This is a genomic window from Streptococcus oricebi, assembly GCF_017883985.1.
GTDB lineage: Bacteria > Bacillota > Bacilli > Lactobacillales > Streptococcaceae > Streptococcus > Streptococcus oricebi.
In genome coordinates, this window is record NZ_PRDG01000003.1 from 38,380 (window position 1) to 64,144 (window position 25,765).

Consider the following 25,765-nt stretch of genomic DNA (forward strand, 5'->3'; position numbering starts at 1 on the left):
CTCTTTTTATTCCTCAAATTGTGCTTTTACAAAATCAAGAGCTCCTTGTCCATCTCTAGTTAATTTGATATATTGAGCTCCTTCAGTCTTAGCCAATTTAATGCCTAATTGGTCTGTTTCTTCTTTCATGTCGTCATAATTTGATGCAACTTGCGGAGCAAGTATGACTAATTGATATTCTGGAAGCATCTCACGATGAGCCCCATAACTTCCTGCTGCTGCTGTGACAGGAACATTATGTTCCTTGGCAGCTTTAGTAAGAGCATTTGCCAATAATCCCGAGGTCCCCCCACCTGCACACAATACTAGAACATTTGTTTGTTGACTAATTTTGCTTTCGGTAGTTTCTTTATCATCCTCAGTTGCTTTTTCAAGAATAGCATCTGCCTTAGCTGTATTAAAGTTAGCTGATACTTTTTCTTTCAAGGACTCATCCGTTTTTCCTGAGTTTTCCTCAGCTAAAATTTGTTCATCATATACTTTTAGGAACGGATAGTAGATAACTACATCAACCACAATCAAAAGCGCTGCTAAAACAAATGATAAAACTTGAAAATTAGTCCCTAAAACAATTCCTAAAGGTCCCGGCGTAGTCCAAGGTAGGTTGGTTGTAAAGCTATTCATACCAAGAACATCAATAAAGAGCTTGAAAATCCAAACATTCACAATCGGTGCTAAAATGAATGGGACAAAGAATATAGGGTTTAGTACAATGGGAGCACCGAACAAAATAGGCTCATTTACTCCAAAGAAAGTTGGGACTACGGAAGCACGTCCTATTGCCTTGTTTCTCTTTGACTTGCAGAGCCACATAAACATGAATGGAACTACTAAAGTTGCACCAGTTCCCCCCATCGTAACAATAAACATCTGAGTTCCTGAGGTCAAAACCTTGTCTGCATGCTGACCTGCTTGTAGCATTTGTAAATTAAGTTCAACATTGGCGTAAGTAATCGCCGCAATTGCTGGTTCAACAATAGATGGCCCATGAATCCCAACAAACCAGAAGAAGGCATAAGCTCCAAAAATAATAGTAATACCTAGATAACCATCAGCCGCTGAGAATAAAGGAGCAAAAAATTTACCAATAGCCTCTGCTACTCCTGTCCCAACAAAATTCCGAGCCAAAATATCAAGAATATATAGCGAAATAATCGAGAATGCAAAGGGAAAAATATCCTTGAAAACTTGCGAAATATTTGGTGGAACTTCCTCAGGCATACGGATTGTAACATTATTTTTCACACAAACTTTATAAATATTTACAGTGATAAAAGCTGCCACAAAAGCTGCTAATAGTCCTTTTGTGCCCAAAAATCCTGTTGCCAAGCCATTTTCAATGGGGTCAGCTGCAAGTAGCAAGAGGCCACAGATAGAAGCTAACATCGTTGATAAATAGTTAATTTGATTTGTCGCTTCCATCTTACGATTCATCGCATCTGTCAGAGATTTCGCAGTTGTCCCAGCAACTAACACTGCCAAAATTCCCATTGTATAACTATAAGGCTTCATTAGTAAAGCTTCAATATTTTTGGGCCAAAAGAAACCAAAAGCGTTCGGTACAAAAGCAATCAAGATAAAGATACTTGAGAACAGAATCACCGGCATACCCGCAATAAATCCATCACGAATTGCTCTCAGATAGATATTACGTGAAAGTTTTTCAAAAAAAGGTTTTCCTTTTTCAATCTGTGCAATCAATGTATTCATAACTAGTTTCCTCTTTTATATAGTTCAATCATATGACTCATCATATCTTTAAGAAGTAGTGTGGTCATCAAGTGATCCTGGCCATGCATTAGAGTAACGCTGAAAGCAAGGTCATCACCAGCGGCTTCTTTTTGAAGAAGGGTCGTTTGTGCATTGTGAGCTAACACAATACACTCCTCCGCATCCTTAACCAATGCCTCCGCTCTCTCAAACTCCCCCTTCTGAGCAGCTGTTAAAGACTCCAAAAGTTTAGAGCGGGCATCACCTGCATATGCTACAATTTCAAACCCTAATAATGTTACTTCTTCACGATTCATTGTCTTACCTCCTAGTTATATTTATCATTCCAAGGCTTGGCTGTTTTTTCCAAGACCTTGTTTAGCTCATTGATATTTTCAAAGCCAGTGGTCCGCAGCCAGTCTCGCGCAGCTTCTGGTCCTTGCTTGATGTAGGCCTCGACACTTCCTGCCCAAGTAGCCCGGCCACAAAGGACCCCGTTAAAGTTGGCCCCAGCCTCCGCCGCAAATAGTAGGGTTTCCTGGAAGAGCTTGGCAGATACACCAGCGCTTAAGTAGATAAAGGGAAGGCTTGAAATCTGACCCTGTTCCTTGAAGAGGGCAGCAGCCTCTTTTTTGCTATAAAGAACTTCCCCCTTGGCAAAACCTTCTACATAGTCCATATTGAGGGGCACTTCGACCTTTAGAACATCGACATGGTAGCCTTCTTTAGAAAATTCTTTCATGGCTCCCAGGACTTTTGCGGGTTTGACCTTGGCATAGGCTGCACTCTTGGTATCGGGAATCTTTTCATCATAGGCCAAGATTTCCAAGTAAAAAGGAAGGTCCTCGGCCAGACATTCGGAGCCAATCCGCTCAATATAGGCTTCTTTTTGTCGATTGACCTCTCTGCTAGAATCGATATCATAGTAAAGGAGGAATTTGACCGCATCTGCACCTGCCTCCTTGATACGTCTAGCTGACCAGTCTCCGAGGCAGTCTGGTAGGCGCTTGGTCGAGGTCGTATCATAGCCAGTCTTTTCATAGGCCAAAAGGAGGCCTGTTTCTTGACTCAAGACCTTGCTGGCTGCTAGGCCGTATTCGGGGTCCAGCAACATAGACGAGGCATACTGGCTCAATTCTTGGGCCACCAATACTTTGAGCTCCTCCATTTGGGCCCGGCTAGGCTCCGCTTCTTGGTACTGGGCCATCAGACGCTTAAGGGCCCCTCTCTGGTCAAAGGCCAGGGCTGAAATAATCCCTGTCTCACTCGCTAATTTTTCCATGTGTTTGATTTTTCCATTACTTGTCATTTCTTATACCTCTCTAATAATAATTTTTTCCCACAGAGAATCATAATTCGCCAGATTAACATGACCGGTCATATCCTCTTGCGCATTAAGCATCCCCAGTACATTTGCCTTTTTTAGTAGTTGATAATCATTCTCTTGTTTATTTAAAGCGGATGCAATTCCTGCCACAGTCGAATCCCCAGAACCCACTGGATTTTTCACCTTAATAGCTGGAATATCCACCTTATAAAATTTTTCCCCATGTTTAGCCAACACTCCATCTTTCCCCAAGGAAACAATAATCCATTCAATTCCTTTAAATAAGGGATTACTAATAGCTTCTTTTAAGGAGGGAACATCTTTGCCAATCTCTCGTCCCAATAGTTGACTCAGCTCCTCATTATTTGGTTTAATCGCAGTTGGCTTAAAATCAGAGCGAAGCACTTCCTCCAGAGTTTGACCAGACGTATCAAGAATCACATTACAATCTGCTTGAATGCATTCTTTTATTAAGTGTTCATAATAGTTTTTATCTAATCCCTTAGGAAGGCTACCGGAGATAACAACGGTACTGACTTTGAGCAAAAGCTGAGTAAAATATTGTATAAAGCCAACGGCCTCATCTTCCCTAATCCAGGGACCCGACTCAAGAATTTCAGTCTGACAACCGTCATGTAATATGGCGATACAATTACGAGTATCTCCAGCAATCTGGTAAAAAACAGGTTCTACCCCTTGGTGCAAATGTTGACTGATAAAATCCCCATTTGTTCCACCAACAAAACCAGTTGCCATAACTTGTTCGCCTAGCTCTGATAGGACACGTGTAACATTTAGGCCTTTTCCTCCAGCGGTTTTACTGGTAGATTCAACCCGGTTAACTGCATCTATTTTAAAATCTTCTAAGGGGTAGGAAATATCAACTGACGGATTTAAAGTGACAGTAAGAATCATGATTTTCTCCCTTTAATCGTGATATTCTCCCCGATTCCATTTTTCCAAAAACTCTTGGAAAAAGTCCGAATCTGCTTGATTTAGATGACTTGTCTCTAAGGCAGAAATTTTAGCAATTAACTCTTCACTTTCCTTGTTTGGTTGATACTCTGCGCCAAGGAAAGCATCAATAATATCACACATTAGGAGCTCGCCTATAATCTTCCCACCAAAGCCAATTACGTTAGCGTTTAATCTTTCCTTAGCATATAGGGCAGTTGTCATATCACGCACAAGAGCGGCCCGAACACCGGCAACCTTATTTACCGAGTTGGTAATTCCTACTCCTGTACCACAAATTACAACACCTAATTCTGCTTGACCTGAAACGACAGCCTCACCTACTTTTTTTCCATAAATCGGATAATGGGTTCTTGTAAAATCATAAGTTCCAAAATCTAAGACCTCATGTCCTTTAGATTTTAAATAATCTACAACCGCAATTTTAGTATCTGTAACAATATGGTCACATCCAATAGCTATCTTCATTATTTTTGCTCCTTTCTAACACATTTTATTCAACATGTCTACACGAATTTGATGGCGACCACCATCATAGTGACCGTTAATAAAGCCCTTAACAATATTTTTTGCTAGTTCATCGCCAACAATTTCTGAGCCCATGGTCATCATGCGTGCATTATTATGACCACGTGTCATATAAGCTGAACGCTCATCAGAAACCTGAGCTGCAATCATCCCTTTAATTTTAGTAGCTACCATAAAGGGACCTGCCCCATAAGCATCAATGACAATGCCTAGATTATCAGATGATTGATTCACTTCTTTAGCAACAGCTAAAGTAATATCTACAAAATCTGAGCCCTCTTGACTGACATCAAGAACTGCTACCTTTTGACTGGAAAGATAAGCTACTACCTTATCTTTCAACTTCTTACCATGTGCATCTGCACCAATAATAACTACCATTTTTTCCTCCTTATTTTATGGATAATTGAAAAACCAATTTTTAAAATTTTACAACAATCTTTGGATATGTAAGGTTAAATAAATTTTTTCACTTTCAGATAAGTTCGTTTTCAGATAGCTTTGCAAAATTTGGTAAATATCACTAGCTATCTCATAAGCTTTCTGATGAGAAATCTTTAAACTTTTTGTTAGGTCTAATATTGCCTGTTCATTTTGATTTACAGGTTGCTCCTTCCTATCAATTAGATATGTCATATGAACCATGAATCTTTCATAAAAATCACTATTTCGGGAATTTCTTTGAATACCATAGTCAAATAAGACTTCCTGAACCTTTGATATTATTTCTTTTTCAAGATTGACAGAATCCTGAGTATCTAAGACCTCCCCTCCCTTTGCATTTATAAAATGTAAAGCAAATCTATCAATCTCTTCATCTGGAAAGCGGATAGTCAATGCTTTTTCTAATTGATCCACACTATCTTTTGCCATCTCATATTCCAGCGGATAGTCTTGAGCTATATTAGGTAACTTACCATGTTTATAATCGGATTTTTTGAGACTCTTATATGCGTAAAAGATATGGTAGGTCAAAGTTATGTATATATAATCTTGAACAGGATAATTATATTTTTTGATAGCCTTATCAATCATTTCATAACTTGCCGTAATGAAATCCAACGGAACATCTTTAAATAGAGTTATAAAATTTTCTTTTGACTCTTCGCTTTTCAAAATAAAATGTTGTTCTACCCTATTTTCATTTACCAAGTCGCCCTTTTTCTTCCCAAATGCTAATCCCAAGCCCATAATTACTGCTTGTTCACCTTGTTCATTTTTTACCAAAGCAACATTATTATTTAGCGCTTGAACAATCCTGAGCATAGTCCCTCCTCGAATAAAATTATAAATAGGTGCTCTAAACTACACAAAAAGAGACCACAAACAATCTAGAATATCATTCTAGAAAATTTGCAGTCTCGCCTAATTATTTTAGTTACGAACCACCGTATTCATGCTATATTTGTATTTTACCACTTTTTTAGAAAAATGCAAGCGATTTCTTAAAAAATTATAAGTTTTTTATCTATTCTCTTATCAAAAATTCCTTGATTGCCCTCATAGCTAGTTCAATCTGGTCAATTTGACAATGAAGCGAGCCTCCGCTTTCCTTAGTAAATAGCCTACTTTCGACCAACTTGCTATTCTTCAAGCCTTTTTCAATGGTTTTGAGGCGCTTGACGGGCACATAGAAATCATCCTGTCCGGCTAGCAGTAGGCAAGGTTGATTGATGAGGGGCAGAAAATCCTTGACTTGAAACTGCTGAAAATAGCTAATAAAATCAAAAGGAGTCCTTGTACCACTAACTCGGTAGCCATTGGTCAACATCCAGTTCAAATTGATATCTCGTTTAGCTCTTGACTCAATCAAACGATTGACCAAGTCTTTTTGTTGTATTTTCAGCAATCCTTGCAACACTTTGCTGGCAGACCAGCCTGCGCTCATTGCCACTGCATCCATAGCATCGTAAAAAATATCAAAAGCAATCACGCGCTTGATTCGCTTCTCAAAAGCGGCAGCTCGCATTACTAAGTAACCACCTAATGAAATGCCGACCGCATCCACTGCGGATAAATGAAAATAATCTAAAACGGTAGACACCGCATACTCAAAATCTGCCCGTAAATAAAGTCCCTGTGCCGCTACATAGCCTTGCCCTGGCCCATCAAAAATCAAAATATTATATTGGAAGTCTGCTTGATACAGTTTTAAAAACCAAGAAGTCAATTCCTCCAAGTAAGAATCAAAGCCACCATGGACTAGGAGAGTCCCTTTAGCATTTTCATTTTTCAAAAAAATCACTGGTAAATAGCCGCCATCATAGGGCACTTGATAGCTTTCCATGCTTGTATCTTTATGAAAACGATAAAAACAAGCTAAATATTTTTCATGACAAGCCGCTAGACGCTCATCAGCTGCTGCCAGATAAAAGAGCGAAGCCCGATAGTAGGTCGCTGCCACTTCTAACAAATCCGCTGCCTCATAAGTAGCTGCTTTATTGACCCACCAACTATACCAACTTTCAAAGTCAGTAATGGCCTGCCCAATTTCTTTTAAATCTGCTGCCACCTGCGGGTATTTTTTCTTCAATTCTACTGTAAATCTAAGAATTTGAAAGTCAAATTGTTCAATACCTGTATATCTATCCATCTTTTTTCCTTTCTTTTGTAAAAATAAATGCTACAATTGTATCATCAACTCTACTATATCCAAAAGAAAATTGGATAACAAGAGGTTAGCTAGAAGTGATACTTTTTTCTGATTTTGTTGCATTTAGAAAGGGAGAAAATGGACGGAAAAGCACTACAAATTCACTATTCCAAGGAACAATTAAGCGCAGCTTTTATTGAGTTACTCAAACACAATCGTTATCAAGAAATTCCTATCAGTGAAATCCTTGATTTAGCAGGCATTTCACGGCGCACTTTCTACCGCCATTTTACTAATAAAAAAGAGCTTCTCCACTATGAAATGGAAAAACTCATCCAGAAATATCTGGCGCAAAAAGACAAACTCCTTGCTGCATCTTGCTTTGAAGCCATGATGACAGTATCTTTTGAGTTTTGGTATCAAGAGCGCGAGCTTTTACAGCTCTTTATCCGCAATCAGCTCTTTGACCAATTTTTGCTTAAGTGGAACGAGCATGCTAGTGATATTTACAAAAGCATCAATGGACCTTGGCCTATCACTCCTCATATTGATGAGCACAACCTCAATTATGTCACTCACTTTATAGTCGGTGGCTACTACAATCTACTCTATCTCTGGTTACAAGAGGAAAATCCTGAACCACCAGTCAAGGTCGCCCAAGATATTCGGCAGATGTTCCAGCAGATTGGAGTTACTTTTTAAAGTGAGATTCAAAAAACCTACCTAGCAAAGGATTTTTCTAACCTTGCTTGGTTCGGTTCCTAGAATGTCCTACATCATTTTCCCACTCCTTGTCTTAAGAAGTCTTTTTTTATCCGTCATAATTCCTCTAGTATCCAAGCAAGATTCGTTTAATAGGTCACCACACTAATTTCTCCCTTATCGTACTCAGCGATAAAGATATCAGCGACATTATCATAGCCCTGGCTAGCCAGCTCCTTCAGGAGCCAATCTTCTGTCTTATCAATTGTGTCTAGGAGGTCTAGCTGGATGACCCCATCTGTAATAATCGGATATTTAGGATTTTCCTCGCCAAACTGCACCAGGACAAGTTGACCGTTTTGCTCCAAGACTGCCCGCTTGACCTGCTTGATTTGGAAAATTCCCTGGCCCCTTAATTTGAGGGCAACATCAGAGGCACTTAAACCGGCCGAACGGCAGGCCTCAACATCTAGTTTTCCTCCCTTGATTAAGACCAGGGGTTGGCCATCAATGACCTGCTTGACCCAATGGTTATTGGTCTTGAGCCATTTGAGACTAAGGACCAGAATGGCCCAGATTAAAAGGATAATAATAAACTGAAAAACGGTAATGGAGGGACTGTAAATAACTCCACCAATAATCCCACCTAAGACATAGTTTTGGACCTGGTCACTGGCTGAATTGGGGGCTAGATTGCCCTTGCCAGAAATATTGATTACAAAAACTAGGGATAAAAGTCCGATAGCCAGCTTAATGGCTACTTCCCAGTATGATATTGTCATTGATTTGCCTCCACTAACTCTACTTTAGGACTTTTCAAGTCCATCTTTTCTAATAAATAACTGTCTGGATCAGTCCCAGCAATGGCCCGATAAAAATTATCTCCGACCTTGACAATGGCCCCGTCAGTCTCTGCAGAGGTGTTGACATAGACCTGAGATTTCTGGACCTTGAGCTCTTTAGAAATGACTTCGATAAAGTGCAAGGAGGTCCGATATTGGTTGTCGGTAGCTTGATTGGTCTGGTATTGACCAAAACCCATCAGGGCAACCGTTACAGCGGAAAGGGCAAAAATAATGACCAGTTCACGATATTTGCCGTCTTTCTTGGCATGGGCATATTTGAAGCTAAAAAATAAGACTAAGGACAAAAAAAGGACAAAGGCTACTAGAAAGAGCCAGTTGACCTTAGAGATTTGTCCTGTCACATAATCATAGGAATAAAATTTCACCTAGCAAGTTCTCCCTTTTCAAAATTCTTCTCTATTATAGAAAAAAATGCAGACCATTTCAAGCTCTTCAGCTATAAAAGAGGGGACAATTTTGATATAATACTAGAAAAAGATTAGAAATGAGAACTTGATGAAACTGATTTCCTGGAATATTGATTCCCTCAACGCTGCTCTGACTAGCGATTCTGCCAGGGCCAAGCTTTCCCAGGCTGTTCTGGCTGACTTGGTCGCCCAAGATGCTGACGTCATTGCTATTCAAGAAACCAAACTATCCAGCAAGGGTCCGACCAAAAAGCACCTGGAGATTTTAGAGGAACTCTTTCCCCAGTATGAGCACACCTGGCGTTCCTCTATCGAACCTGCTCGTAAGGGCTATGCAGGGACCATGTTCCTTTATAAAAAAGAGTTGAAACCTGAGATTAGCTTTCCTGAAATCGGTGCCCCTACGACCATGGACTTAGAAGGCCGGATTATCACGCTGGAATTTGCGGACTTTTTCGTGACCCAGGTCTACACGCCTAACGCTGGGGACGGCCTCAAACGCTTGGCTGACCGTCAAGTTTGGGACCAGAAATACGCTGCCTACCTCCAGGAGCTAGACCTGCAAAAGCCAGTTCTTGCGACCGGTGACTACAATGTCGCCCATCATGAGATTGACCTAGCCAATCCAGCCAGCAACCGGCGCTCACCTGGCTTTACCGACGAGGAGCGCGCTGGCTTTACCAATCTCCTCGCCAAGGGCTTTACAGATACCTTCCGCCACTTGCATGGCGATCTTCCCCATCAATATACCTGGTGGGCCCAGCGCAGCAAAACCAGCAAGATTAACAACACTGGCTGGAGAATTGACTACTGGCTGACCAGCAATCGAATTGCTGACAAGGTCACCAAATCTGAAATGATTGACTCCGGCACGCGCCAAGACCACACACCCATTATCTTGGAAATTGACTTATAAAACAATAAAACGAGGTCTAAACCTCGTTTTATTTTGTCTAAATTCTAATGTTTGAAACTAAACTCTAATTGTATTTCAGGATCCACAGATTTAAAAAGTTCTTGATAATAATCTTTGGCAGATTCATCCATCATTTCCGTATATTGTTTCAAATACTCTTCTTGTTTTTTGTTTGACAATGTTTGAGTAACAATTTTAGCTTTATCAATATTCTCAGTAGTGATACTTAACAGTTCTCCACCTTCATCGTATACTGTATAAGGTTTCTTTTCGTCTAATTTAACACCGATTACTTGATATTGAGGAACTTCAATATGAAACTTTTTATTTCCCATTGGCAAAATTTTAACTGGTTTCTTAATACCTAATTTCGCCTCATAACTTACAATCATAATTGCTCGTTTCTGGGTCAGTGGAATTCCGATATTAGTCCAAGGGATTTTTGTGTCATTCTTCTGAGTTAATACATCCTGAATTCCAACATTTAAAAATACTTTCTCATTTGCCTTCTCAAGATATTTTACCATAGAATATGAACTGTTACTACCAAAGAAAGAACTTGGATTGAGTCTAACATAAGCGTAAAAAACAGCAGGGAAAAGAAAAATTACGACGACGACCCATACATAAATCTTTTTCGCTAATAACCTTCCAATAAACCTAAAAACACCTAACAAAATATTCATAATAATCTCCTATAACTTTTATTTTTTATAATAATCCCTCACATAGTATACCATTATAATAATCTTTTTTCAATACAATATATTTATGATAACTTTTCCCCCTTTTTCTATTAAGTATAAACTAAAAACGAGGCCAAGCCTCGTTTTATTTTGTCTGTTCTTCTTTTAAGTGCTCAAAATAAGCGCCTAAAGTATGTTGACCGCTAGCTGGAGCGAGTAGCTCCATGGCGGTCACTGTTAGGACAAATTCCAGCGTCCCATAAACCGACTTGGGCAGGCAAAACTTTCCTATTTTCAAAGTCAAGAGCCGCAGCCAATCAGGAAGATGACTGATTTTCGGCTGCTTTTCCAAAACTGAGAAAGCAAGCTGCGCGAGTTCGTTTTGAGTCAAAATTTCTGGCCCGCCCACTCTCACTTCCTTGTCAGTCGAATGAAGCTGGCTCACACAGACTTCTGCCAAATCCGCACCGTGAATGGGATTTGACCGCAAATCTCCCTTGCCAAAAAGGTAAATCCTGCCTTTCTTCGCCATGTCAAAAATCTCAGACACATCCGAATAAAAGGCATTGGGACGAATAATGCAATAATCCATACCCGAACCTTTCAGGCTGTCAACAAAACGCTCCTTGGCTGCACCGATAGCGATTTTTCTCAGCTTTTCACCATTGAGCACAGAAACATAGATGAACCTTCTCACACCAGACCTTTGCGCCGCTTCCAGCAAGTTCTGATTGGCCTGATAATCCACCTGCATGTAGGTCAAGCCGTCCTTTTGCTTGGTAATGCCGACCGTTGAGATGACTTGGTCAATTCCCTGGCAGAGATGCTCGATACTTGTCGGGTCTGTCACCTGCCCTTCCACAATTTCCAGCTGGGCGTGCTCCTGCAAATCTTGTGGGATTTTATCCTTGTTTCGCACGACAATCCGTGTAGAGCACCCCTTATCCAGCAAAGCTCTCAAAATAAATTGCCCCAAATAACCCGTCGCTCCCGCTAGAAGTATTTTCTCCTTTTCCATAGAAGGCTCCTTTCTAGCTCGATTAAGCGTTTTCCTGGCTCTATTATAGCATGTTAAAGCGAAATCTAAAAGCTAGAAAGGAAAGCATTATTTTTCAGCCTTTTGCCAAAAATCTTCTAACTCATGTGCCAGCGGCTCAGCCACTTCCATGGGTAAAGAATGAGTGGTTTTCTCCCATTTTTTAATCGTCACTTGGGGAATAGCCTTAGCGTTTTTTTGCGTTTCTTCCTTGGTGACGGAGCTTTTTTCGGCCAAGCCCAGATAGACCGGGAAGGTCCAGCTCTTGAGCTCAGCCTCCGAGAGCGGTTTAGGAGTAGGCAAGCTTGTGGAATAGCTATCCGTTGCAGCCTTTATCATCTGAGCCAGGGGGTCTTGATTGCTGGCAATTTTTTTAGGGTCCTCACCTGAAATCTCTGCCAGGGCCTTATTTTTCAAATCTTTGGGTAAAAATTTGAGCTGGCTCAAGCTGCCCCAGAAAAAGACAGATAAGGAGGGATAGTTAAGGGTAAAGGCTGGCTCCAAGAGGGTCAAGGATTGGACCCGTCCAGGGAAAAATTTGGCAAAGGCAGCGGCGATGGCTGAACCAAAAGAGTGCCCCAGCAGATGGGCCTTCTTGATGGCCAACTGGTCTAGCAGTTGAGAGATAGACGCCGCCACCTCCTTCATATTCTTAAAAGGCAGAGATTGGAGGGATTTACCAGCATCACCCAGCATATCAAAGGCATAGACCGGATGATTGCGGGCAAAATAAGGGATATTTTTCTCCCACATAGGGGCACCCGAACTCCGACCTGGAAAGAGCATAAGGGGAGTAGCCTGCTTGGTCTCCGGCCTTGACCATTCATAGAGACGGACCGTTCCCCAAGTCGTCTTTAGGTCATAGACTTGGTTAGGCTTGAGAGGCATCTTCTCCATGACCTGGTCGTAGTATTTTAGATAGGTTTCCTGGCCACTGGCCGTTTTAAAATGCCCAAGCTGGGGACTAGGAAAAACTAGGGACATAAGAGTATAGATACAACAAAAGATTCCAATGATTAGAGCAAGAGTTTTCAAAAATTTTCTCTTTTTCCCTGCTTTACTCATATCATCACCTTCCTTCTAGATAGATGTTTAAAGCCTCCTCTAGATAGTCCTTGGCCAAGATTAAATCAGCCTGATTTTGAGTCAATTCTGCCTCTAGGTTTAAATCAGCAATTTCCTGCCCCAGCCCTGCTGGTAGCCCAGCTGAAAACCGCTCCAAGGCTGCCCACCAATGGCTAGCCATTTCTTGAGCTTCTGGGCTATTTGCAGCCAAACCTTGAGCCTGCAAAAAGAGGGCCTCCATGATGGCCTCCTTCCAATCATGATAAAAGTCGGTCACCAGATGGTTGTCGCTAAAGACTTGACCCCATTTTTCCCTTTGTTGGGGAGAGAGATAGGTCGGAGCCTGCTTAAAAATCGAGCTCTTGGGTAAGAGCTGAAAGGCCCGCAAAAGATTAGCAAAAGAGAGGGCTTGCCCCCCAAGCAGACGCTTTTTCATCAGCTCAATCCCCAAATGGGCATTGTGGAGTTCTTCCATCTGCTCTGCCAGTAAATACTGCTGCTGGTCTAAAGAAGCTAATATATCCTGATTTTCGGGATTTACCAAGAGAAGCTTTTGAATGTCCTTAAGTGAAAAATTTAGTTTTTTGTAGATAATAATCTGCTCTAGCCTAACCAAGTCGGCTGCTCCATACCTTCGATGACCGGCTACCGTCCTTTCTGATGAGGGCAAGAGACCAATATTATCATAATAGCGAATGGTCCGAACGCTCAAACCAACCAAACTTGCCAATTCGCCACTACTATAAAAATCTTTGTCCATACTTCCTCCTTTACTCTTATTATACAAGATGACCTAAAGTAAGTTGCAAGCAAAAAGCAGGAAAAGTTATGAAACTCTTACCTGCTTTTATAAGCATCTGCTATTCCTTAGCATCTGGATTGCCAGAATCTACTGCTGAATCTTGAATAGGTTCAGTAGCTGAAAAAGGACTTGCTTCTTCCTGACTTGGAGTCACAGACTCTGGAGTCGATACAGTTGGTTCTTCTTCTACCACCGCTTGAGGGAAGGGCGTGCCTTGCTCTTTACTTTGAACGAATTGACCTTGCGCTGGATTGTTGGCTTGGTTGAATTGGTTGAAGGAAGTTTGGCCTTGACCAAACTGACCCTGTTCTGGATTTGCTCCTGGGGTAAACTGGTTGAACTGACCTGGGTTTTGATTGAATTGACTCTGGCCTGAGTTGGCTCCTTGGTTAAACTGGTTAAATTGACCTTGATAACCAGCCTGATAGTTGCTTGCTACCGCCTTACTTGGTTGGCACATCAGAACTATAAAGGCAATTTGACAGCAAAGATTGATGAAAGAAATATAGTCATTACCCCCAGTGAGATAGTAGGCAATGGTTGGAACATAGGGTAAAAAGATGAAAGACCAATGAAAACCTGCATCACGCAGACGACGAATAGACAGGGTCAGATTTGGTAAGAAGTTAGCCAAGCCCCAAATTACAACAAATATCAGGAATGGAAAGATGGTTAAGATGATGGTAGCCCAAGCACCAGACCAGCCAGTCTCTGAACCTGAAATTCCCGCAGCACCCCCTCCAAAGATGATAAATAAAAAAATAAGAAAGAGGATAAACGAGATAAGCGAGTTCATCAAGAAAACCCACCAATAGTCGGAACGGCTAGCTCGTCCCTCAAACTTGACATAGTTTTTCCAGTATTTCTTATAGGCACTAAACATAAAACTCTCCTTTTTCTTTAACTAAAACACCTTACTAGTATAGCATAGTCTGCCCGTCAAAACAAGGTCCGCTCTCTTTTGCTCATCTAGCAATCAAGGACTCTTCCTGATGCTTTAATAAATAAGCTAGACCCTTTGGAGTGGAGCTAGAAAGGAAATATGCTTATTAGTCTAGCAGTAAAGAATTTCTCGGCTGACTTTCTAGACTAAAAAAGAAGATCTGATTAGATCTCCTTTTTTTATTGTTCTATATGAATAAGCCTTATTCCTTAGAATCTGAACTCTCAGAATCAGTTGCTGAATCTTGAATTGGTTCAGCGGCTGAGAAAGGGTTCGCTTCTTCCTGACTTGGTTCTACAATCTCTGGACTCGCTACAGTTGGTTCTTCTTCTACCGCTGCTTGAGGGAAGGGCTTGCCTTGCTCTTGATTTTGTTCAAATTGATCTTGCGCTGGATTGTTGGCTTGGTTGAATTGGTTAAAGGAAGCTTGGTCTTGACCAAACTGACCTTGTTCTGGGTTTGCTCCTGGGGTAAATTGGTTGAACTGACCTGGGTTTTGACCGAATTGACCTTGTCCTGGGTTGGCTCCTTGGTTAAACTGGTTAAATTGACCTGGGTTTTGATCGAATTGACCCTGTTCTGGGTTGGTTCCTTGGTTAAACTGGTTAAATTGACCTGGGTTTTGTCCAAATTGACTCTGTCCTGGGTTGGCTCCTTGGTTAAACTGGTTAAATTGACCTGGGTTTTGTCCAAATTGACCTTGTCCTGGGTTGGCTCCTTGGTTAAACTGGTTAAATTGACCTGGGTTTTGACCGAATTGACCCTGATTAGCCGCTCCTTGGTAACCAGCCTGATAGTTGATTGGCTCTTCCTTACTTGGACGACATAGCAGAACGATAAAGGCAATTTCACAAGGTAAGATAGCAATGATTGCTAGGATATTGACAATAGGAATCATTAGTGCTAGATAAGGTCCTGCAACTAAGAAAATGAAAGCCCAATGCAGACCAGCATCACGCAAACGACGGATGGTAAGAGCTAGGGCTGGTAAGAAATTCGCTAGACCCCAAAGCGTATTTATAATCCAAAGTGGGGCAAGGGTTGACAAAATGGTAACACCATTTCTTATACTTTCTGCGTCATCATAATAATCCATGGAACTTGCATCAGAAACAATAGAAGCAGCAGTCCCAAACATTATTACGCCAGCAATAATACCAATGATGATTGCAATGAGGACATTGACCAAAACGACCCACCAGAAATCAGAACGACTGGAGCGACCTTCAAAGTTCACATAGTTTTTCCAGTATTTTTTGTAAGCTGTAAGCATTAGACTCTCCTTTTGTTTTTTTAAAATACCCTACTAGTATAGCACACAAAAGACTACAAAACAAGGTCAGCTGGAGTTTATTATTTGCTAAAGCCCTTTCAATCAGTCAAATTCATACAATTGAGGATAGTCTTGGCAGGCTGGATTTTTAGGGTGACAGACCTCTCGTCCAAAGTAAATTAAGGCTTGATGGGCAGGGAGCCAGCGCTCTGGTGGTAAGACCTCCATGACCCGCTCCTCCACCTCCAAGGGTTTGGCTGATTTTTTTACAATCTGATGATGTTTACAAATGCGCTCAACATGAGTATCTACCGCAAAAGCCGGGATACCAAAGCCAACACTCATCACAACATTGGCTGTCTTGCGTCCCACTCCTGCTAGACTGGTCAAGTCTGCCCGGGTCTGGGGCACCTGACCGTCAAACTGCTCCAATAATTGCTGGGCACATTGCTTTAAAAACTTAGCCTTGTTACGATAGAGACCCAGCTTAGAAATGTAGGGAGCGATTTCTGCCACTTCCGCCTGGGCCATCACCTCTGGGCTAGGAAAGGCTGCAAAGAGGGCTGGAGTAGCCTTATTAACCGCTGCATCTGTCGTTTGAGCCGAGAGCATCACCGCCACCAAGAGCTCAAAATGATTCCTAAAATCAAGACTGGGCTTGGCATCTGGATAGAGGGCAATGATTTCCTCTAAGACCTTGCGCGCCCGTTTTTTCGATAAAACCATAGAAACTTCCAATCTTTACTTTTTTTCATTATACCATGAAAAACCTAAAAAAAGAAAAGACCCGCTTTCACCAAACCTAGCAAGCGCCAAGCCAAGAAAGAAGTCTTTTCTTTTATTTTTCAAGCCCCTTTAGCTATCAGACTCTTGGAAGCCTTCCTCTTTCTGAGGGTAGCTAGCTAGTTCAGAAGTAGGGGGAGGTCTTAAGCAAGCAGGTCACAAGAAAGTTGCCCCCTACTTTCTGGACTTATAAATCCAAATTCTGATAGGCCTGCCGGTAGCCGATTTGGAGGAGCTGACCGTCCTTGACCAGCAAGGGACGCTTAACTAGCATACCGTCACTAGCCAAAAGTTCTGCCGCCGCCTCCTTGCTCAGTTGAGGGACCTTGTCCTTCAAGCCCAGCTCCCGATATTTGAGACCACTGGTATTAAAGAAAGCTTTAAGCTCCCAGCCGGTTTCCTCAAACCAGCTTAGAAAATCCTCCTTGCTAGGAGTTTGGGCCACCAAATCATGAGCCCTAAAGTCTAGACCCAAGGATTCAAGCTCAGCCTTGGCCTTGCGACAGGTTGAGCACTTGGGATATTCCATAAATTCTAACATCTTCTTCTCTTTCTTCCTCTTTAATTAAAAACCTAGCGGAGCTTCAGTCCTTCATGCTCCAAGAGCCAAATCTTCTTCTCCAGTCCACCTGCGTAGCCAGTCAACTGCCCCTGACTACCCAAAACGCGGTGGCAGGGAACCAAGATAGACCAGGGATTCCGCCCCACTGCTCCACCGACAGCCTGGGCTGATGAGACTCCTAGATCCTGGGCAAGCTGGCCATAAGTCTTGGTTTCAGCCCAAGAAAGGGCCCGCAGATAGGCCCAAACCCTCTCTTGAAAGGCTGTTCCTCGCTGGGCCAAGGGTAAATCTCTGAAATCGACCTCACGACCTGCAAAATAGTCATCTAAGGCCTGCTTGGTTTTGAGTAAGATCTCCGTTTCCTGGTCAAGAAAGGGGCCCTCTAGGCCTCTTTCAAAGTATTTCTGTCCCAGAAACCAGACCCCCAAGAGCGAGTCTTCATCAGCTATCAGAGAAAGGTCCCCTAAAGGGGAAGAGTAAATATTTTTAAACAGGGTCATTTTTTATTCTTATTTCTAATCAAACGAACGCGGATAATATTTTCGCTGGCCTCAAACTTAGCCACCAAATCCTGAATTTTCTGCTGGTCTGTCTCATCCAAATCAAGCAGGGTATAGGCATAGTCCCCCTTGGAACGGTTGATAATATTGTCAATATTGATGTTCAAGTCCGACACAGCTGTTGAAATCCGAGCCACAATATTAGGGACATTCTTGTTAATCAGGGTAATCCGATAAGGGGCGGCTAGGGCCTGGCGAACATTAGGGAAGTTGACCGAATTGATGATTTCTCCGGTCTCTAGGAAACGACGGACGGTCTTAGCTGCCATAATGGCACAGTTGACCTCGGCCTCCTCGGTAGAACCACCCAGATGAGGAAAGACGGTGATTTGCTCCCGATTGAGCAAGTCCTCAGTCCCAAAGTCAGTGATATAGCGCTTAATCACTCCAGCTTCAATGGCCTCAAACAGGGCCTGATTGTCTACCAATTCACCACGCGCAAAATTGATAATGGTGGTTCCCTTTTGCATCAAATCAAAGGCCGACTGGTCAATGACCTGTCTGGTATCATCGGTCAGGGGAACATGGATGGTGATATAGTCACTCTGGGCAAAGATTTCCTTGATGTCATCAACCCGCTTGACATGACTAGAGATATTCCAGGCTGTCTCGATAGAAACATAAGGGTCATAGCCCAGGACATTCATTCCCAGCCGGTAAGCGTCATTGGCAATCCGCCCCCCGATAGCTCCAAGACCGATCACACCCAGGGTCTTATTGGCAATTTCACTTCCTGCAAACTGCTTCTTACCAGCCTCCACCTGCTGGGGAACATCAGCCCCTGTCAGCTGGTTGACCCAGCGATTGGCTGCTAGATAGTCCCGAGCTGTCAATAAAATCGAGGTCAGGACCGCCTCTTTAACCGCATTGGCATTGGCACCAGGAGTATTAAAAACAACGATTCCCTGGGCGCTGGCTGCATCTACCGGAATATTATTGGTCCCTGCTCCGGCCCGAGCAATGGCCTTGAGCTGCTCAGGAAAAGTAGTCTCATGCAGGTTTTGACTACGCAGGACAAAGGCATCTGGATTGTCCGCCTTGTCCCCGTCAATTTGAAAGGCATTGCCCAACTCTTTTAAACCAATAGGATTGATATTATTAAATGTTTTAACACTAAAAACCATCTGCTACCTCACTTAGCTATTTTCTGCTTCAAATCTTGCCATAAAGTCAATCAGGTCCTTGACCCCTTGCAAGGGAAAGGCGTTGTAAAGACTGGCTCGCATACCACCCACACTACGGTGGCCCTTGATGTTCTTAAAGCCTGCCAAGCCTGCTTCCTTGATAAATTTAGCATCTAAATCTGGACTAGGAGAAACAAAGGGGATATTGGCCAGAGAACGCTCTTTTTGATAGCGGACAGGGCTTTGATAAAAATCAGACTGTTCGATAAAATCGTAAAGAAGGCCTGATTTTTCCCGATTACGGGCCTCCATCTCCTGCAAGCCGCCTAGGTCCTTGACCCATTCAAAGACCAATTTAGCCAAGTAAATGGCAAAGGTTGGTGGCGTATTATAAAGAGAACCATTATCGGCCTGGATCCGATAGTCCAGCATGCTAGACAGGGTGGGCTCACTATTTAGCAGGTCCTCACGCACAATCACCACTGTCACCCCAGCCGGACCAATATTCTTTTGCGCCCCAGCATAAATCAAGCCAAAGTCCTCTACCCGGTAATCAAAGGCTAAAATATTTGAGGACATATCAGCAACCAGGGGCACTCCATTCGTAGCTGGTAGGTCATAAAGGGCTGTTCCTTCAATCGTATTATTCGTTGTCACATGGACATAGGCAGCCTCTGGGTCAATCTCGTCTGCCTTGAAACTAGGCAATTGCCTAAAATTATCCTCTTCTGATGAGGCTAGTAAAAGCGGTTCAAAGGGGAAACTTTTAGCCAACTTAACTGCCTCTGTATAGGCCTTCTTGCCCCAAGACCCAGCCACTACATAATAGGCCTTCTTACCCTTGGCTAGATTAAGAGGCAACATAGAAAATTGAGTCGAAGCCCCTCCTTGCAAAAAGAGAACCTTATAATTATCTGGAATCCCCATCAAGTCACGCAGGAGACGTTCAGCCTGTTCAATGATGTCAGCAAATTCAGAGGAACGGTGGGACAGCTCCAATACACTCATGCCACTAGCCGCATAATCAAGCAATTCAGCCTGGGCTTTTTTCAATACTTCCTTGGGCAATACTGCCGGTCCAGCAGAAAAATTATAGATTGTCATATCCTACCTCCAAAAATGATTTTCTCTATCATACCATAATGTTCCAAAAACTGCTAATTTTCAAAGGGAAAAAGAGCATATTTTTTTAGAATCACGAACATTTCTGTATAAAAAAACAGAAAGCCGAAGCTTTCTTATCTAGTTGAGTTTGCCATGTTTTTGGGCTAATTACTTAACTTTTAACTCCTTATCTTGTGCTTTTGTCGTCTCTGGCTTCTGATACCAATTCATCAAATCATCATAAGATTTAACTGATATTAGTATCATTCTATGCCATATCTTGGTGGATTAAGCAGACTTTTAACTGAATTTCTCTTTCTATCAAAGAGCATCAGATTGGTATATTTCCTTTTGAATACTGAGATAGCTTCGTAAATCAATAACATTATCTGGGATATATTTCTCTTTTAAAATTGTATCTTCGACTTTAAAATCATTAGCTTCTGCAAACTTCATTGTATACTCTTTCACAAGAGTTAAGGGTTCACTAATACGATTATCTAACTTCAATTTAGCAAGATTTTGTTCGTTCTTAGACAAGAACAAAACGAATTCATCAACATCTTTTTCTGTAAGTGTTCCATCCTGAGCAGATATTAAAAAGTCAGTAAGAAATTGTATAATTTTTTTAGCAAGATTTTTTTGCTTTTTAGAAATATAAATATAATAACCAGTACCACCCATGGCCAAAACTCCTATCGTAACTATACCAAAAACGATATTTTTATTTGCTAATGATTTTTGTGCTACATTTGGTACTTCTTTTTTTATAGAAATCTTTGCTTCCTTTAGGTGTCTAACTATATGACCCGACGAATTTCTAATTACAGAGCCAATTTGAGAATATTCACCTGTCAATAATCCTTGTTGGATATCTGGTGGTACAATTAAAGTTACTTGTTGTATAGCCATAATTACCTCTATTTCCCATAATAAAATATTTTTACCATACTCCCACTTCTAAAACACTGAGAGTTCTCAAAAGAATACTGTCCATCAATTTCAATATCATAAACATTTCCTGTTCTTTTAAAAAATTTAAAAAGGGACTTTTCCTTAGGTATAGTGGTGACATTTAAAAATCCACTGTTCAAGAATAAATTCTTTACAGATTCTACATTCATACCAATCATATCCTCATATGATTTTGGAGTAAATACATTGTAACTATAAGTGATTCCTTTGATTTTATCGGAAACTTTTTGTAAGAAAATTTCAGGAATTTGTGAATCAATATTCTCCGTATAGTTTATATAGTAGCGACCACTTAGTTTCCCATAGTCACAAAAATCTGCACTAAATCGCCAAGTAGATATCCCACTACTTGATCTGACCTCACACGTAATGGACAGCCCTTCAATTGATACAACCTTTAAGCGTCGAATAGTTTTGGCTGATTCTATACAAAACTTACTAAATATTTCTAGTGATAGACCCTCAGTCCACTGTATCGGTACCGCTCTTCTCCTAGTCTCTGCCTCTGCTGATGCTCTCGCATTACGTACACTTAAACCAAATAATCCGGCAATTGTAGCTGCACCAAGGAGAATCCCTCCCCAACCTAAATCTAAATCATCATATTTCCCCATAGTCAAATTCTTCTTTCTCAACTATTTAATAAATATATTATATCAAAAAAATAATACAAAATCATTGATAATATCTCCCATAGCACTGTTAAAGGAAATAAGCAACAATACTGTAAAAAATCCTAAAACCTTCTTCTTCACTCCCTTTTGGTTAATATCGTCAAGAGAGGTCTTAATATAGTCATCTTTGACGAAATTCATGCTCTCTTCCAGGGAAGCATTAAAGATTGTTTTTTTCATCAAATCCCCCGCCTCCTCCTTAGCTTGGTTGAGCTAGCTCGCTTTATCGGTCATGATAGGCGGCATAGAGTTGGCTCTTGTTGAGCCGGTACTTCTTGGCCAGCTCCTTGATAACTTGATTTTTCTTATTTCCTGCTGCCACCTGCTGGTCGATTTCTAGAAAAATCTCCTCTAGGCTTTTCTCTTTCTCCTCCTTGGGACTTGCTCCTGCGACAATCAAGAGGCACTCTCCCTTGGCAGGTTGCTCTGCTAGATAGGCCAGAACTTCCGAAATGCTGCCCCTCTGGTATTCTTCATAAATCTTGGTTAATTCTCGAACCAGGACCACTGGCCGATTGCCATAGACCGCCTGCATATTCTTGAGGGTTGCCTCGATTCGATAGGGAGATTCGTAGAAGATTTGCGTTTCTGGATAGGATTTTTTCTCCTCAAAGAAGTCCTCCTGCTGTCCCTTTTTTCTAGGTAGAAAACCGTAAAAGACATGGGGTTGGGGGGCCAGACCACTGGCAATCAAGGCTGAAATCCCTGCACTGGGGCCTGGAATGGTCACAACAGCGATATCCTGGGCCAGGGCAGCTAGGACCAGGTCATGGCCTGGGTCTGAAATGCTGGGCAGGCCCGCATCAGATACCTGGGCTAGATTTCTTCCTTCCTTGAGCAGGGCCAGCAAGGTCGGAATTTTCTCCTGAGCATTGTGCTGGTGAAAACTGGTCTGCTTGGTTGAAATCTCAAAGTGTTTGAGTAAAAGACCGGTCTGTCTGGTATCTTCGGCCGCAATCAAATCGACCTCCTTGAGGGTCTCAATCATTCGCTGGCTCATATCTGCTAGATTGCCGATAGGGGTAGCGACTAGATAGAGTTTACCATAGGGAGAGTCCCCCTTGAAACTTTTTTGTATCTGCATGGCTACTCCCTAAATAGTAATTCATTACAAAAGGCGCATTCTTCTTCGTCATTATCCCGGCGCTGACCGTAGAAGTCTGTGCAGACATGAAAACCGTCCAGATAAATCTTTTCTAGATTGTCCCGACCTTGACTGGTCCGGGTAGGCATGGTATGCTCGACCTCACCCAAATGCTGGCGCAGCTTGTCATTCTCCAAGCGTAGGCTGGTATTTTCCTCAACAACAGCCTGGAGATTTTTCTTAATAGCCTCGACTTCTGCCAAGGTCAAGAGTAGGCTTTGTGAAAAATCATCCAAGGCATCAAATAAATCTTTTTTATTCATGGTTTCATCTCCTCTTACTAGGTCTCTTAGGCCTAGCCCAACCATAGGTACTCTAGGCAGTTTTGAAAGCTGACATTGGCCCGCCACATCTGCTGGGCCTTAAATAAACGCTCCAGGTATGCAAATCCCCTAGGATGGGTCTTTTGCTGGGCTAGATAGATTTCTAACAGTCGGAAAACCTGGCCCTGCTTGTCCTTATCCTCTGCCAAACTACTTAGCTTTCCGGCCTGTAAATAGGCTTGATTTGTCCCATCAAGACCTAGCTTAATCAAGGTCTGGCATTCACTGGCCAGACTAAAAAAACCGCTGGTCTTGGCTAGGCTTTGGGCCTCGCCTAAACTTTGACTATAAGTCGCTAGGAGCCTGGCCTCGGTCTTAACCAGGCCTTGTCTTTCCAAGAGCTCCTGCAGGTAGGCTTGGTTTTTGGGAAAGTGAAAGAGCTGGGTCCGACTCTTAATGGTCGGAAGGATATGGTATTCATCACTGGTCAAAAAGAAGATATAAATATCTGTCTGGGGCTCCTCAATGACCTTTAAGAGGGAGTTGGCTGCATTGGCATGCATCTTTTCAGCCTGGTCGATGATAAAGACCTGCTGCTGACTTTCCAGACCTGTCTGGCTAAAATTGCGCAGCAAGTCCCTGACCCGCTCGGTCTTAATCAGATTATTGACCGGCCTTAGAATGGTCAAATCAGAAAAATCTTCCTCCGCAATCAAGCGACAGGAGCGACAAGTCCCACAAGCCCAAGTGTCTTTTTTCTCCGGGCAAAAAAGGGTCTGGGCCAAGAGGATAGCTAGCTCAAAGCTCGCAAAATTCCCGCTAAAGAGATAGGCATGACTGAGCCTATCCTGCTCTAAAATCTGCTGAAAATTCGCTAGTAGCTGGGGCTGTAAATCCCTGATTTCTTCTACTTTCATCTTCTTATCCAAATCGTTCCTGAATGACAGCCAAGCTATCCGCAATCACCTTATCCAGGGGCTGGCTAGCATCAATCTTAACAAGGCGGTCTGGCTCTGCAGCTAAAATAGTCAGGTAGCCCTGGCGGACCCGCTCATGCCAGTCCAGACTTTCCCTATCTAAGCGGTCGGCCTCACGGTGCTGGCTTTTAGCTATCCTAGCTAGACCCACCTCGACGTCCAAGTCCAAGTACAGGGTCAAATCAGGCTTTAAACCATCTGTGGCATAGTGGTTGAGCCAGTTAATCTCCTCTACAGTCAAGCCCCGACCAAAGCCTTGGTAGGCGACAGAGCTATCGATAAAGCGGTCCATAATAATGGTCTCTCCCTTGTCTAGGGCCGGTAGGACCCTTTCCGCCAAATGTTGACGCCGGCTGGCGATATATAAGAGCAATTCTGTCTTTTCATCCATGGCTGTATTCTTAGGATCCAGGATAATCTGACGAATGGCCTCGGCAATGGGAACGCCGCCGGGTTCTCTTGTAGTAATCACTTCCTGCTTATTCTCTTGAAAGAAGTTGGATAGGGCCTCCAAAACACTGGATTTGCCCGACCCATCTGGTCCTTCCAAAGAAATCAATAAACCTTTTTTCATAGGCTCCTCTTTTTCTAATCATCTTTAACTGGTCTAAGCTAGTCTTTAAAGCTAGGCTAGCTGTCCTTTAATAGTAAGCCTTTAATATCTTTTTATTCCAAGCCCCCTGCCAGACTTGGCTTTAAAAGGCTAGCCCTGCTTTTGACTCGGCTTACTTCTAGGCTTATACTATTCTACCAAAAAAATAAGTAAAAATCATTCTGAAAAAAATTACTTTAAATAGCTTTTGTTAATGTCCCCTTCATGTTACAATAGAGAGTAGAGATTTTTCTAGGAGGAGAGTTCATGTTCAAGTTCAAAAACATTGCAATGATTATTCTAGGCGCAGCCATTTTCGCCTTTGGAATCCACTATCTGGTCATTCCCTTTCATTTATACGAGGGCGGGGCAACTGGTTTAACCCTGATTGCCTACTATCTCTTTAAAATCCCCGTCTCGACCATGAACCTCCTCATCAATATCCCCTTATTTATCATTGCTTGGAAACTCCTGGGCCCTAAACAGCTCTATCTAAGTATCTTGGGGACTTTTTCAGTCTCCGCCTGGCTCAGTGTCTTCGAGCTCTTTCCTAGCTCCCAGCACTTGCAAAATTACTTTTTCGAGGCTCTGCAAGGAGACATTCTAATTGCCTGTCTGGCTACCGGTATTATTCTGGGCTCTGGCCTTGGAATTATCTTTAATGCCGGAGGAACAACCGGGGGGACGGATATTGTCGCTCGAATTTTCAACAAATATACCAGTATTTCTATGGGAAAACTGATGTTCACTGTGGACATCGTAGTGATTTCCCTGGTCCTTCTGGTCTTTAGGGACCTCCGCATGGTTTCCTATACGATTATCTTTGTCTTTATCACTTCTCGGGTTATAGACATTATTGCCGAGGGTGGTTTTGCCGGCAAGGGCTTCTTGATTGTCAGCACCAAGCCGGACGATTTGGCCCAGGCCATTGTTGAAAAACTAGAGCGGGGAGTCACTTTCCTGCATGGCCAAGGCTACTACCGCCAGGAAGATGTTAAAATCGTCTACTGTGTCGTTTCTAGAAATGAAATGCAGCAGATGAAAAAGCTAATCAATCAGATTGACCCCTATGCCTTTATCACCATTACCGAAGCCCATGAAATCTTGGGTGAGGGCTTCACCTTAGACAAGGACAAGCAGCCCATTCGCTAGCAGAAAAAAAGACTGAGCCAGACTTT

Annotated in this window: 31 protein-coding genes; 3 read left to right on the top strand and 28 right to left on the bottom strand. The window is 42.4% G+C overall.

Annotation, left to right across the window (positions count from 1 at the left end):
- Positions 1-6: 6 nt before the first annotated feature.
- From C4K46_RS05160 to C4K46_RS05195, 8 genes are all read right to left on the bottom strand, one after another.
- Positions 7-1,710, bottom strand: coding sequence for a lactose-specific PTS transporter subunit EIIC (locus C4K46_RS05160; protein ID WP_209627826.1), 1,704 nt, complete (start codon positions 1,708-1,710; stop codon positions 7-9).
- 2 nt (positions 1,711-1,712) lie between these two features.
- A complete protein-coding gene (locus C4K46_RS05165) occupies positions 1,713-2,027 on the bottom strand; it encodes a PTS lactose/cellobiose transporter subunit IIA (RefSeq protein WP_209627827.1) in 315 nt (104 codons plus the stop codon).
- Positions 2,028-2,038: 11 nt separating this feature from the next.
- Complete coding sequence (lacD, locus tag C4K46_RS05170; RefSeq protein WP_209627828.1) at positions 2,039-3,019, bottom strand: tagatose-bisphosphate aldolase; 981 nt, start codon at positions 3,017-3,019, stop codon at positions 2,039-2,041.
- A 3-nt stretch (positions 3,020-3,022) separates the two neighbouring features.
- Entirely contained in the window at positions 3,023-3,952 is a 930-nt protein-coding gene (locus tag C4K46_RS05175; protein WP_209627829.1) for a tagatose-6-phosphate kinase, read from the bottom strand.
- A 12-nt stretch (positions 3,953-3,964) separates the two neighbouring features.
- Complete coding sequence (gene lacB, locus C4K46_RS05180) at positions 3,965-4,480, bottom strand: galactose-6-phosphate isomerase subunit LacB (protein WP_209627830.1); 516 nt, start codon at positions 4,478-4,480, stop codon at positions 3,965-3,967.
- Between the two features lie 15 nt (positions 4,481-4,495).
- Positions 4,496-4,921 carry a galactose-6-phosphate isomerase subunit LacA gene (lacA, locus tag C4K46_RS05185; RefSeq protein ID WP_209627831.1) on the bottom strand — a complete coding sequence of 142 codons (426 nt, stop codon included), beginning with the start codon at positions 4,919-4,921 and terminating at the stop codon, positions 4,496-4,498.
- A 48-nt stretch (positions 4,922-4,969) separates the two neighbouring features.
- Positions 4,970-5,806 carry a PRD domain-containing protein gene (locus C4K46_RS05190; RefSeq protein ID WP_209627832.1) on the bottom strand — a complete coding sequence of 279 codons (837 nt, stop codon included), beginning with the start codon at positions 5,804-5,806 and terminating at the stop codon, positions 4,970-4,972.
- A gap of 202 nt (positions 5,807-6,008) precedes the next feature.
- A complete protein-coding gene (locus tag C4K46_RS05195; RefSeq protein WP_209627833.1) occupies positions 6,009-7,133 on the bottom strand; it encodes an alpha/beta fold hydrolase in 1,125 nt (374 codons plus the stop codon).
- Between the two features lie 138 nt (positions 7,134-7,271).
- On the opposite strand from C4K46_RS05195, the gene C4K46_RS05200 reads away from it, so the two are divergent.
- Complete coding sequence (locus tag C4K46_RS05200; RefSeq protein ID WP_209627834.1) at positions 7,272-7,835, top strand: TetR/AcrR family transcriptional regulator; 564 nt, start codon at positions 7,272-7,274, stop codon at positions 7,833-7,835.
- Between the two features lie 149 nt (positions 7,836-7,984).
- Here C4K46_RS05200 and C4K46_RS05205 read toward each other — a convergent pair whose 3' ends face one another.
- Both C4K46_RS05205 and C4K46_RS05210 read right to left on the bottom strand, forming a co-directional pair.
- Positions 7,985-8,617 carry a DUF421 domain-containing protein gene (locus tag C4K46_RS05205; protein WP_209627835.1) on the bottom strand — a complete coding sequence of 211 codons (633 nt, stop codon included), beginning with the start codon at positions 8,615-8,617 and terminating at the stop codon, positions 7,985-7,987.
- Positions 8,614-9,066, bottom strand: coding sequence for a DUF3290 domain-containing protein (locus tag C4K46_RS05210; protein WP_209627836.1), 453 nt, complete (start codon positions 9,064-9,066; stop codon positions 8,614-8,616). The genes C4K46_RS05205 and C4K46_RS05210 overlap by 4 nt, the downstream gene beginning before the upstream one ends.
- A gap of 130 nt (positions 9,067-9,196) precedes the next feature.
- Between C4K46_RS05210 and C4K46_RS05215 the strand changes: the two genes are divergently transcribed.
- A complete protein-coding gene (locus tag C4K46_RS05215; RefSeq protein WP_209627837.1) occupies positions 9,197-10,024 on the top strand; it encodes an exodeoxyribonuclease III in 828 nt (275 codons plus the stop codon).
- 44 nt (positions 10,025-10,068) lie between these two features.
- On the opposite strand, the gene C4K46_RS05220 is transcribed toward C4K46_RS05215, so the two are convergent.
- The 18 genes from C4K46_RS05220 to tmk form a co-directional block, all read right to left on the bottom strand.
- A complete protein-coding gene (locus C4K46_RS05220; protein ID WP_209627838.1) occupies positions 10,069-10,710 on the bottom strand; it encodes a DUF4230 domain-containing protein in 642 nt (213 codons plus the stop codon).
- Positions 10,711-10,855: 145 nt separating this feature from the next.
- Positions 10,856-11,728, bottom strand: coding sequence for an SDR family oxidoreductase (locus C4K46_RS05225; RefSeq protein ID WP_209627839.1), 873 nt, complete (start codon positions 11,726-11,728; stop codon positions 10,856-10,858).
- Positions 11,729-11,815: 87 nt separating this feature from the next.
- A complete protein-coding gene (locus tag C4K46_RS05230; RefSeq protein WP_209627840.1) occupies positions 11,816-12,811 on the bottom strand; it encodes an alpha/beta fold hydrolase in 996 nt (331 codons plus the stop codon).
- Between the two features lie 4 nt (positions 12,812-12,815).
- On the bottom strand, positions 12,816-13,571 hold the full coding sequence (locus C4K46_RS05235) for a MerR family transcriptional regulator (RefSeq protein ID WP_209627841.1): 756 nt from the start codon (positions 13,569-13,571) through the stop codon (positions 12,816-12,818).
- Positions 13,572-13,671: 100 nt separating this feature from the next.
- Positions 13,672-14,496 carry a DUF805 domain-containing protein gene (locus tag C4K46_RS05240; RefSeq protein ID WP_209627842.1) on the bottom strand — a complete coding sequence of 275 codons (825 nt, stop codon included), beginning with the start codon at positions 14,494-14,496 and terminating at the stop codon, positions 13,672-13,674.
- Between the two features lie 262 nt (positions 14,497-14,758).
- Positions 14,759-15,829 carry a DUF805 domain-containing protein gene (locus C4K46_RS05245; protein ID WP_209627843.1) on the bottom strand — a complete coding sequence of 357 codons (1,071 nt, stop codon included), beginning with the start codon at positions 15,827-15,829 and terminating at the stop codon, positions 14,759-14,761.
- Between the two features lie 102 nt (positions 15,830-15,931).
- A complete protein-coding gene (nth, locus tag C4K46_RS05250; protein ID WP_209627844.1) occupies positions 15,932-16,555 on the bottom strand; it encodes an endonuclease III in 624 nt (207 codons plus the stop codon).
- Positions 16,556-16,799: 244 nt separating this feature from the next.
- Entirely contained in the window at positions 16,800-17,153 is a 354-nt protein-coding gene (locus C4K46_RS05255) for an arsenate reductase family protein (protein WP_209627845.1), read from the bottom strand.
- A gap of 32 nt (positions 17,154-17,185) precedes the next feature.
- Entirely contained in the window at positions 17,186-17,674 is a 489-nt protein-coding gene (locus C4K46_RS05260; protein WP_209627846.1) for a methylated-DNA--[protein]-cysteine S-methyltransferase, read from the bottom strand.
- On the bottom strand, positions 17,671-18,858 hold the full coding sequence (locus tag C4K46_RS05265) for a 3-phosphoglycerate dehydrogenase family protein (RefSeq protein WP_209627847.1): 1,188 nt from the start codon (positions 18,856-18,858) through the stop codon (positions 17,671-17,673). The genes C4K46_RS05260 and C4K46_RS05265 overlap by 4 nt, the downstream gene beginning before the upstream one ends.
- A 12-nt stretch (positions 18,859-18,870) precedes the next feature.
- Positions 18,871-19,962: a 3-phosphoserine/phosphohydroxythreonine transaminase gene (serC, locus tag C4K46_RS05270; RefSeq protein ID WP_209627848.1), complete on the bottom strand. Its 1,092-nt coding sequence runs from the start codon at positions 19,960-19,962 to the stop codon at positions 18,871-18,873.
- 321 nt (positions 19,963-20,283) lie between these two features.
- Positions 20,284-20,874 carry a hypothetical protein gene (locus C4K46_RS05275; protein ID WP_209627849.1) on the bottom strand — a complete coding sequence of 197 codons (591 nt, stop codon included), beginning with the start codon at positions 20,872-20,874 and terminating at the stop codon, positions 20,284-20,286.
- Positions 20,875-20,882: 8 nt separating this feature from the next.
- Positions 20,883-21,551 (bottom strand): hypothetical protein, encoded by a 669-nt coding sequence (locus tag C4K46_RS05280; protein ID WP_209627850.1) that lies wholly within the window; start codon positions 21,549-21,551, stop codon positions 20,883-20,885.
- 42 nt (positions 21,552-21,593) lie between these two features.
- A complete protein-coding gene (locus C4K46_RS05285) occupies positions 21,594-21,791 on the bottom strand; it encodes a hypothetical protein (RefSeq protein ID WP_209628135.1) in 198 nt (65 codons plus the stop codon).
- Between the two features lie 43 nt (positions 21,792-21,834).
- Entirely contained in the window at positions 21,835-22,695 is an 861-nt protein-coding gene (gene rsmI, locus C4K46_RS05290) for a 16S rRNA (cytidine(1402)-2'-O)-methyltransferase (protein ID WP_209627851.1), read from the bottom strand.
- 2 nt (positions 22,696-22,697) lie between these two features.
- Positions 22,698-23,018, bottom strand: coding sequence for a DNA replication initiation control protein YabA (yabA, locus tag C4K46_RS05295; RefSeq protein ID WP_209627852.1), 321 nt, complete (start codon positions 23,016-23,018; stop codon positions 22,698-22,700).
- 32 nt (positions 23,019-23,050) lie between these two features.
- Complete coding sequence (locus C4K46_RS05300; RefSeq protein WP_209627853.1) at positions 23,051-23,935, bottom strand: DNA polymerase III subunit delta'; 885 nt, start codon at positions 23,933-23,935, stop codon at positions 23,051-23,053.
- A 4-nt stretch (positions 23,936-23,939) separates the two neighbouring features.
- On the bottom strand, positions 23,940-24,569 hold the full coding sequence (tmk, locus tag C4K46_RS05305; protein WP_209627854.1) for a dTMP kinase: 630 nt from the start codon (positions 24,567-24,569) through the stop codon (positions 23,940-23,942).
- 285 nt (positions 24,570-24,854) lie between these two features.
- On the opposite strand from tmk, the gene C4K46_RS05310 reads away from it, so the two are divergent.
- A complete protein-coding gene (locus C4K46_RS05310; protein WP_209627855.1) occupies positions 24,855-25,739 on the top strand; it encodes a YitT family protein in 885 nt (294 codons plus the stop codon).
- Positions 25,740-25,765: the final 26 nt, after the last annotated feature.

Bases quoted from the DNA above. Each gene is read 5' to 3' on its own strand.
- lacB (WP_209627830.1), bottom strand. From the start codon at position 4,480: ATGAAGATAGCTATTGGATGTGACCATATTGTTACAGATACTAAAATT.
- C4K46_RS05200 (WP_209627834.1), top strand. From the start codon at position 7,272: ATGGACGGAAAAGCACTACAAATTCACTATTCCAAGGAACAATTAAGC.
- lacA (WP_209627831.1), bottom strand. From the start codon at position 4,921: ATGGTAGTTATTATTGGTGCAGATGCACATGGTAAGAAGTTGAAAGAT.
- C4K46_RS05240 (WP_209627842.1), bottom strand. From the start codon at position 14,496: ATGTTTAGTGCCTATAAGAAATACTGGAAAAACTATGTCAAGTTTGAG.
- C4K46_RS05160 (WP_209627826.1), bottom strand. From the start codon at position 1,710: ATGAATACATTGATTGCACAGATTGAAAAAGGAAAACCTTTTTTTGAA.
- C4K46_RS05235 (WP_209627841.1), bottom strand. From the start codon at position 13,571: ATGGACAAAGATTTTTATAGTAGTGGCGAATTGGCAAGTTTGGTTGGT.
- C4K46_RS05310 (WP_209627855.1), top strand. From the start codon at position 24,855: ATGTTCAAGTTCAAAAACATTGCAATGATTATTCTAGGCGCAGCCATT.
- C4K46_RS05165 (WP_209627827.1), bottom strand. From the start codon at position 2,027: ATGAATCGTGAAGAAGTAACATTATTAGGGTTTGAAATTGTAGCATAT.
- C4K46_RS05195 (WP_209627833.1), bottom strand. From the start codon at position 7,133: ATGGATAGATATACAGGTATTGAACAATTTGACTTTCAAATTCTTAGA.
- tmk (WP_209627854.1), bottom strand. From the start codon at position 24,569: ATGAAAAAAGGTTTATTGATTTCTTTGGAAGGACCAGATGGGTCGGGC.
- C4K46_RS05205 (WP_209627835.1), bottom strand. From the start codon at position 8,617: ATGACAATATCATACTGGGAAGTAGCCATTAAGCTGGCTATCGGACTT.
- C4K46_RS05220 (WP_209627838.1), bottom strand. From the start codon at position 10,710: ATGAATATTTTGTTAGGTGTTTTTAGGTTTATTGGAAGGTTATTAGCG.
- yabA (WP_209627852.1), bottom strand. From the start codon at position 23,018: ATGAATAAAAAAGATTTATTTGATGCCTTGGATGATTTTTCACAAAGC.
- C4K46_RS05280 (WP_209627850.1), bottom strand. From the start codon at position 21,551: ATGGGGAAATATGATGATTTAGATTTAGGTTGGGGAGGGATTCTCCTT.
- C4K46_RS05260 (WP_209627846.1), bottom strand. From the start codon at position 17,674: ATGACCCTGTTTAAAAATATTTACTCTTCCCCTTTAGGGGACCTTTCT.
- nth (WP_209627844.1), bottom strand. From the start codon at position 16,555: ATGGTTTTATCGAAAAAACGGGCGCGCAAGGTCTTAGAGGAAATCATT.
- C4K46_RS05285 (WP_209628135.1), bottom strand. From the start codon at position 21,791: ATGAAAAAAACAATCTTTAATGCTTCCCTGGAAGAGAGCATGAATTTC.
- serC (WP_209627848.1), bottom strand. From the start codon at position 19,962: ATGACAATCTATAATTTTTCTGCTGGACCGGCAGTATTGCCCAAGGAA.
- C4K46_RS05225 (WP_209627839.1), bottom strand. From the start codon at position 11,728: ATGGAAAAGGAGAAAATACTTCTAGCGGGAGCGACGGGTTATTTGGGG.
- rsmI (WP_209627851.1), bottom strand. From the start codon at position 22,695: ATGCAGATACAAAAAAGTTTCAAGGGGGACTCTCCCTATGGTAAACTC.
- C4K46_RS05175 (WP_209627829.1), bottom strand. From the start codon at position 3,952: ATGATTCTTACTGTCACTTTAAATCCGTCAGTTGATATTTCCTACCCC.
- C4K46_RS05215 (WP_209627837.1), top strand. From the start codon at position 9,197: ATGAAACTGATTTCCTGGAATATTGATTCCCTCAACGCTGCTCTGACT.
- C4K46_RS05300 (WP_209627853.1), bottom strand. From the start codon at position 23,935: ATGAAAGTAGAAGAAATCAGGGATTTACAGCCCCAGCTACTAGCGAAT.
- C4K46_RS05255 (WP_209627845.1), bottom strand. From the start codon at position 17,153: ATGTTAGAATTTATGGAATATCCCAAGTGCTCAACCTGTCGCAAGGCC.
- C4K46_RS05190 (WP_209627832.1), bottom strand. From the start codon at position 5,806: ATGCTCAGGATTGTTCAAGCGCTAAATAATAATGTTGCTTTGGTAAAA.
- C4K46_RS05275 (WP_209627849.1), bottom strand. From the start codon at position 20,874: ATGGCTATACAACAAGTAACTTTAATTGTACCACCAGATATCCAACAA.
- C4K46_RS05265 (WP_209627847.1), bottom strand. From the start codon at position 18,858: ATGGTTTTTAGTGTTAAAACATTTAATAATATCAATCCTATTGGTTTA.
- C4K46_RS05245 (WP_209627843.1), bottom strand. From the start codon at position 15,829: ATGCTTACAGCTTACAAAAAATACTGGAAAAACTATGTGAACTTTGAA.
- lacD (WP_209627828.1), bottom strand. From the start codon at position 3,019: ATGACAAGTAATGGAAAAATCAAACACATGGAAAAATTAGCGAGTGAG.
- C4K46_RS05230 (WP_209627840.1), bottom strand. From the start codon at position 12,811: ATGAGTAAAGCAGGGAAAAAGAGAAAATTTTTGAAAACTCTTGCTCTA.